Origin of the sequence: Nocardiopsis sp. TNDT3 (assembly GCF_003427465.1) — a bacterium.
Classification (GTDB): domain Bacteria; phylum Actinomycetota; class Actinomycetes; order Streptosporangiales; family Streptosporangiaceae; genus Nocardiopsis; species Nocardiopsis dassonvillei.
The window spans coordinates 1-5,793 of the sequence record NZ_QPFC01000330.1; the positions used below are offsets into that span (position 1 = coordinate 1).

The window sequence follows — 5,793 nt, forward strand, 5'->3', positions numbered from 1 at the left end:
GAGCAGGGAGGGCGGGGTGCCCACGATGGGGGTGAGCCGCTCGTGGCGGTCCTCGTCCAGGCGGGGCAGCGACCCCAGCAGACCGAGGGCGTAGGGCATCCGTGGGCGGTAGAAGACCTCCTCCACGGGACCCATCTCCACGAGGCGGCCGCCGTACATCACGCCGATCCTGTCGACGTGCCCGGCCACCACGCCGAGGTCGTGGGTGATCAGCACCAGGGCGGCGCCGGTCTCCTTGCGGGCCGCCTCCAGCGCCTCCAGGACCTGGGCCTGGACGGTCACGTCCAGGGCCGTGGTCGGCTCGTCGGCGATGATGACGTCCGGCTCGTTGGCCATCGCGATGGCGATCACCACGCGCTGGCGCATGCCGCCCGACAGCTCGTGCGGGTACTGCTTGATCCGCTGCTCGGGGCTGGGGATCCCCACCAGCTCCAGCAGCTCCAGCGCCCGGGCCATCGCCGCCTTCTTGCCCACCTTGCGGTGGGCCAGGACGGCCTCGGCGATCTGGTAGCCGACGGTGTAGACGGGGTTCAGCGAGGTCAGCGGGTCCTGGAAGATCATCGCGATCTTGTTGCCGCGGACCTTGCTGATCTGCGCGTCCTTGAGGCCGATGACCTCCTGTCCCAGCACCTTGGCCGAGCCCTCGACGCGGGCGTTCTTGGGCAGCAGCCCCATGATCGCCATCGAGGTCACGGACTTGCCCGATCCGGACTCGCCCACGATCCCCAGCGCCTCGCCCCGGCGCAGGACGTAGGACACCTCGCGCACGGCGGGCAGCGGCCCGTCGTCGGAGGGGAAGGTGACGCTGAGGTCGCTGACCTCCAGGACCACGTCGCCGGTCCCGGCCGGGGCGGTCTCCTCGTTGCTCATCTGGTCAGTCGTGGTCATCGCCGCACCATGGTCTGTCGTGGGTCGAGGGCGTCGCGCAGCCCGTCGCCGATGAAGTTGATCGTCAGGCAGATCACCAGCAGCAGCAGGCCCGGCGGGTAGAACAGCCAGGGCCTGGTGGAGACGGCCGTGCGCGCGTCGCTGATCATCTGGCCGAGCGAGATGTCGGGGGGCTGGATGCCGAACTGGAGGAAGGACATGCCCGCCTCCAGCAGGATCGCCACCGCGATCAGCAGCGTGGCGGCGACGATGATCGGCCCGGCCGCGTTGGGCAGCAGGTGGCGGACGATGATCCACCCGGGCGAGGCCCCCGCGGCCTTGGCCGCCTCCACGAACTCCTGCTCGCGCAGGGACAGGACCACGCTGCGCACCACGCGGGCGATCTGCGCCCACGAGAAGAAGCCGATGATGAGGGCCACCGCGTACCAGGTGGTCCCGGCGCGGGCGTTGCCCGCGATCGCGGCGACCATCACCAGCAGGGGCACGATCATGAACACGTCGGCCACGCGCATCATGAGCGCGTCGATCCGGCCGCCGTAGTAACCGGCCGTGGCGCCCCACAGGGAGCCGATGACGGTGCCCATGACCGACACCGTGAACGCCACCTTGAGCGTCTGCTGGGCGCCGCGCATGAGCTGGCCCAGGACGTCGTGCCCGGCGGTGGTGGTGCCCAGCGGGTGGTCCGCGTTGGGCGGCACGCTCGGCGGGATCTCCAGGTGGACGGTGTGGTCCCACCTCCACAGGAGCGGGCCCACGAAGGCGGCCAGGACGACGACCACCAGGACGACCAGGCTGATCATGGCGGCCCGGTGGCGCAGGAACCGGGACAGGATCATCTGGAACTGGGTGCGTTCGGCACCTCCGACGCTCTCGGCGTCGGCGCTCCGCGGCGCCTGGGGCGCCCTCTTCTCACTCATAGCGAATCCTCGGGTCGAGCACGCCGTACAGGAGGTCGGCGATGAGGTTGGCCACGATGACCATGACACCGCTGAGCAGCAGCCACGCCATCAGCGCGTACGAGTCGTTCTTCTCGACCGCGGTGATGAAGAACTCGCCCAGGCCGCGCCACTGGAAGACGCGTTCGGTCAGGACCGCGCCGTCGATGATCCCGGCGATGCCGACGGCGACCACCGTGGTCAGCGGGATGAGGGCCGTGCGCAACGCGTGGCGCCGGATGACGACGCGGTTGGGCAGGCCCTTGGCGCGTGCCAGGCGGACGTAGTCGCTGTTGAGCACCTCGAGCATGGAGGTCCGCTGGTACCGGCTCCACGAGGCGAAGCTGGTCAGCATCAGCACGATCGTGGGCAGGGTCATGTAGGCGAAGGCGTTGGTGACGAGCCCCCAGAAGTCCTCGCCCTGTGCCTGGTAGACGCCGTCGCCGATCGTGGCGAGGACCTGGTCGCCCACCAGGTCGTTGAAGCTGACACCGGCCTGCTGCATGATGCCCGCGAACCAGAAGACGGGCATGGACAGGGCCAGGAAGCCGATGAACGTGAGCGTGTAGTCGAGCTTGGAGTACTGGCGCATGGCGCTGACGACGCCGGCCAGGACGGCCAGGCCCAGCGCGAAGACCATGGACGCGCCCACCAGGCGCAGGGTGGTGCCCAGCCGCTCGGCGATGTTGGCGCCGATGTCGTAGCTGTTGCTCTGCGTGGAGGGGCCGAACTCGCCCTGGAGGAGTCCGATGTCCCCGTTGCCGCCGATGCCGGTGATCCAGAGCCAGTAGCGCTCGGGCATGGACCGGTCGAGGTAGAGCCGCTCCTCCTGGAGCTGGATGACCGAGGGGTCCGGGGGCGGCTGCTGCATCCTGAGCTCTGTCAGGGGATCACCGGAGACGTCGATCAGGACGAAGGTGAGCACGGACGCGAGGATCAGGATGGGTATCGCGCCCAGGACGCGCCGCACCGTGTAAACGAGCATGAGTGTGATCCTTCAGGGGTGGACGAGGACCAGCCCGGGCCCGGGAGGTTCTCCCGGGCCCGGGCCACGGGCCTTGTGCCGCGAACTACTCGGCGAGGTCCCACTCACCGATGTTGTAGGTGGCGCGGTAGCTGGACTGGAGGTTGTCCTCGACGTTGGCGAGCCTGTCGTTCACGAAGAAGTAGTTGGGCTCGGCCACGATCGGCAGGACGTAGGCGTCCGGGACCACGGCGGCCACGGCGGCGTTGGCGTGCTCGGCCGCCTCGTCCAGGTTGGCGGCCGTCGCGGTGGCCTCGGCGTGCTCGTCCACCTCGTCGTTGGAGTAGCCGCCGAAGTTGCTGGTGCTCTCGGAGTGCCAGAACTGCTCGGGGCTGGAGGCGAAGTACGGGCTGCCGCTCCAGCCGAACTGGACGATGTCGTAGTCCTGCTCGGCCAGCATCGTGCCCAGGTCGTCGGTCATCTCGATGGTGGTCTCGATGCCGATCTCGGCGAGCTGGGCCTGGATCAGCTGCACGGAGTTGTTGCGGATGACGGTGTCGGTGCTGCGCAGGCGGAACGGGCCGACCTGCTCGCCGTCGAGCATGAGGGTGTCCCCGTCGAGCTCGTAACCGGCCTCCTCCAGGATCGCGGTGGCGGCCTCGACGTCGCCGCTGCCCTGCCCGGACTCGGAGACGAGGTCCTCGAAGTACTCGCTGTCGCTGCCGAAGATGTGGTTGTTCTTCAGCTCGTACTCGGGGTATCCGGCCTCGAAGTTGCGGCTGGCGATCTCGTCGCGGTTGATCGCGGTGAACACGGCCCTGCGGAGCTCGACGTCCGAGAGCCACTCGTTCTCGGTGTTGATGTCGATGTGCTCCCAGATGTTGCCCTCGCCGATGGTGAGCGTGGCGGTCTCCATCCCCTGGAGCTGGGTGATGATGTCCTCGCTGTACTGCGCGGGGTTGGCGCCGTCGATCTCGCCGTTCTGGAAGGCGGGGATGAAGGTGCCCTCGTCGGTGTTGTACGGCATGATGATGCGGTCGAGCGCGGGCTGCGTCTCACCGAACCACTCGGGGTTGGGCTCCTTGACGACCTGGTTCTCCAGGTCGCCGTCCACGATCTGGTAGGGGCCGCCGGACCACTCGGGGCGCGTCTCGTGCAGCCAGGCGTAGTACTCGCCGAGCTGCGCGGGGTCGTCGACGTCCCAGCCGTTCTCCTCGGCCAGGTGCGCCGGGTAGAAGCCGCCGCCAACGCTGTGCGCGTCGAACATGCCCATCCACTCGGGGTTGGACAGACCCTCCTTGAGGGTGAAGGTCGCGGTCTTGCCGTCGACCTCGACCTCCTCGACCATGTCGGCGCCGGTGGTGCCGCGGGAGTCGCAGGTGTCGCAGTAGCCCTCGGTGGGGGACGCCGACATCATCATGGTGACCCGCAGGTCCTCGCCGGTCATCGGCGTGCCGTCGTTCCACACGGCGTCCTCGGCGAGGGTGAAGCTGAACTGGAACGGACCCTCGTCGGGATTGTCGTTGATGAGGGTGGGCTCCTCGGCGAGGACGTCCATGTCGTACTCGTACGTCGCGTCGGGCTGGTACTGCCCGGTGAAGGGCACGACGCCGGAGAGTGCCTGGATGACGTAGACGCTGCCTCCGGCGCTACTGATGGCTCCCCAGGCGGCGGGAAGGCTGTTGATCACCCATGTGACCTCCTTCTCCTGCTCGCCTTCGCCACCACCGCCGCCGCTGCAGGCGGTCAGCACCATCAAAGCGGAGGTGCCCGCCGCGGCGAGCGCGAGCGTCTTCCTTCGTTTGTGCATCAGTTACACCCTTGATCACTAATACGAGCCGAACCTCGGGGTTGTGTGGTTCGCACACGCCCCGCAGAACTAGGCGATTAGTCGATCAGAAGACCATTGAGCGAAATGTCTGTATAGCCCTACTGCTGGATTCGTGACCCATCCGCAACCGGTTCGCGCCCATCGCACCGAGCCGCCGACACAAAGTCCATACCCCGTCCAGACATGAGGGTCACCGCAGGTCAGAGCCCGAACCCAGGAGAACGGACCCCCTCTCCGGATTCGGACAAGCCAGAAATACATTGCGGGCTAGTTACGTCGGCGAACAACGGCTAAGGTAAAGTAAACGTCGTTTAACTACCCGAACGTCCCAAATGACTACACAGAGGAAAACGGACAAAAGTCCCCAAAGTACACATATAATCCCGAATGTTCGCGACGGCCCCCCGTTCGCCTTCATGGCGACTCCCACAGGAAACAGAATGCAACAAACATAGGATGACGTGATGTTAATCAGACACAAGCGCCCTAACCCCTCAGGCAGGCGCAGACCACACCAGGCAGGTACGGAAATCCACAGCTCCGGTTGTCCGAAACCACCGTCCACGCGCCGCCGGAGCCGATAGGGTTTTGAACGGCGATTGCCGTCATCCCACCCGCGGTGCCCACTGAGAGAGGCTTGTGCCGTGTCCGAAACAGTCCGCCTGGTCTGCCCCGTAGGCCGCAAGCACCTGGAGCTGTGGGGCGGCTACGGTCTGGTGGCTCTCGGCGCCCTGGCGATCGCGGTCGACGTCTCGCACTGGGCCAACATCACCCTCGGCGTCCTCCTGGCCCTCATGGGCGCCGCCCTGGCCGCGCACGGCCACATGATCAAGGCGCCCGTCCTGGAGGTCTCCGACGGCGAGTTCCGCTACCAGCGGGGCCGCTACATCGTGCGCGTGCCCTTCCACGACATCGGCTCCTACTACGTGCTGCCGGGCCGCATCCGCTCCCTGGGCCTGTACGACAACGCCGGGCGCCCCAAGCGCTTCCCCTCGCTCCAGAGCCGCCGCACCTCGCGTGCCTACCTTCCGCTGACCGGGATGACCAGCCCGGCCCGGGTCGAGTCCTTCATGGCGGTGGCGGGCATCCCGCCGCGCGGGCGCTCCCTGACGTCCTGAGCGCGGCGGCCGCTCCCCCGGGGCGCGCGCCCACCCCTCCCGAGGTCCGCCCCCTGC

The 5,793-nt window shown here is 67.6% G+C and carries 5 protein-coding genes; 1 reads left to right on the forward strand and 4 read right to left on the reverse strand.

Annotated elements, in window-relative coordinates:
- From DQW06_RS08980 to DQW06_RS08995, 4 genes are all read right to left on the reverse strand, one after another.
- Positions 1–888: ABC transporter ATP-binding protein (locus DQW06_RS08980; protein ID WP_198662409.1), on the reverse strand; the 888-nt coding region annotated here is incomplete at its 3' end.
- Positions 885–1,805: an ABC transporter permease gene (locus DQW06_RS08985; protein ID WP_013155527.1), complete on the reverse strand. Its 921-nt coding sequence runs from the start codon at positions 1,803–1,805 to the stop codon at positions 885–887. The genes DQW06_RS08985 and DQW06_RS08980, both read right to left, overlap by 4 nt.
- Positions 1,798–2,808, reverse strand: a complete 1,011-nt coding sequence (locus tag DQW06_RS08990; protein ID WP_013155528.1) for an ABC transporter permease — start codon at positions 2,806–2,808, stop codon at positions 1,798–1,800. The genes DQW06_RS08985 and DQW06_RS08990 overlap by 8 nt, the downstream gene beginning before the upstream one ends.
- 85 nt (positions 2,809–2,893) lie before the next feature.
- Positions 2,894–4,597, reverse strand: coding sequence for an ABC transporter family substrate-binding protein (locus DQW06_RS08995; RefSeq protein ID WP_013155529.1), 1,704 nt, complete (start codon positions 4,595–4,597; stop codon positions 2,894–2,896).
- Positions 4,598–5,262: 665 nt separating this feature from the next.
- Here DQW06_RS08995 and DQW06_RS09000 point away from each other — a divergent pair.
- Positions 5,263–5,736, forward strand: coding sequence for a hypothetical protein (locus tag DQW06_RS09000; protein WP_013155530.1), 474 nt, complete (start codon positions 5,263–5,265; stop codon positions 5,734–5,736).
- Positions 5,737–5,793: the final 57 nt, after the last annotated feature.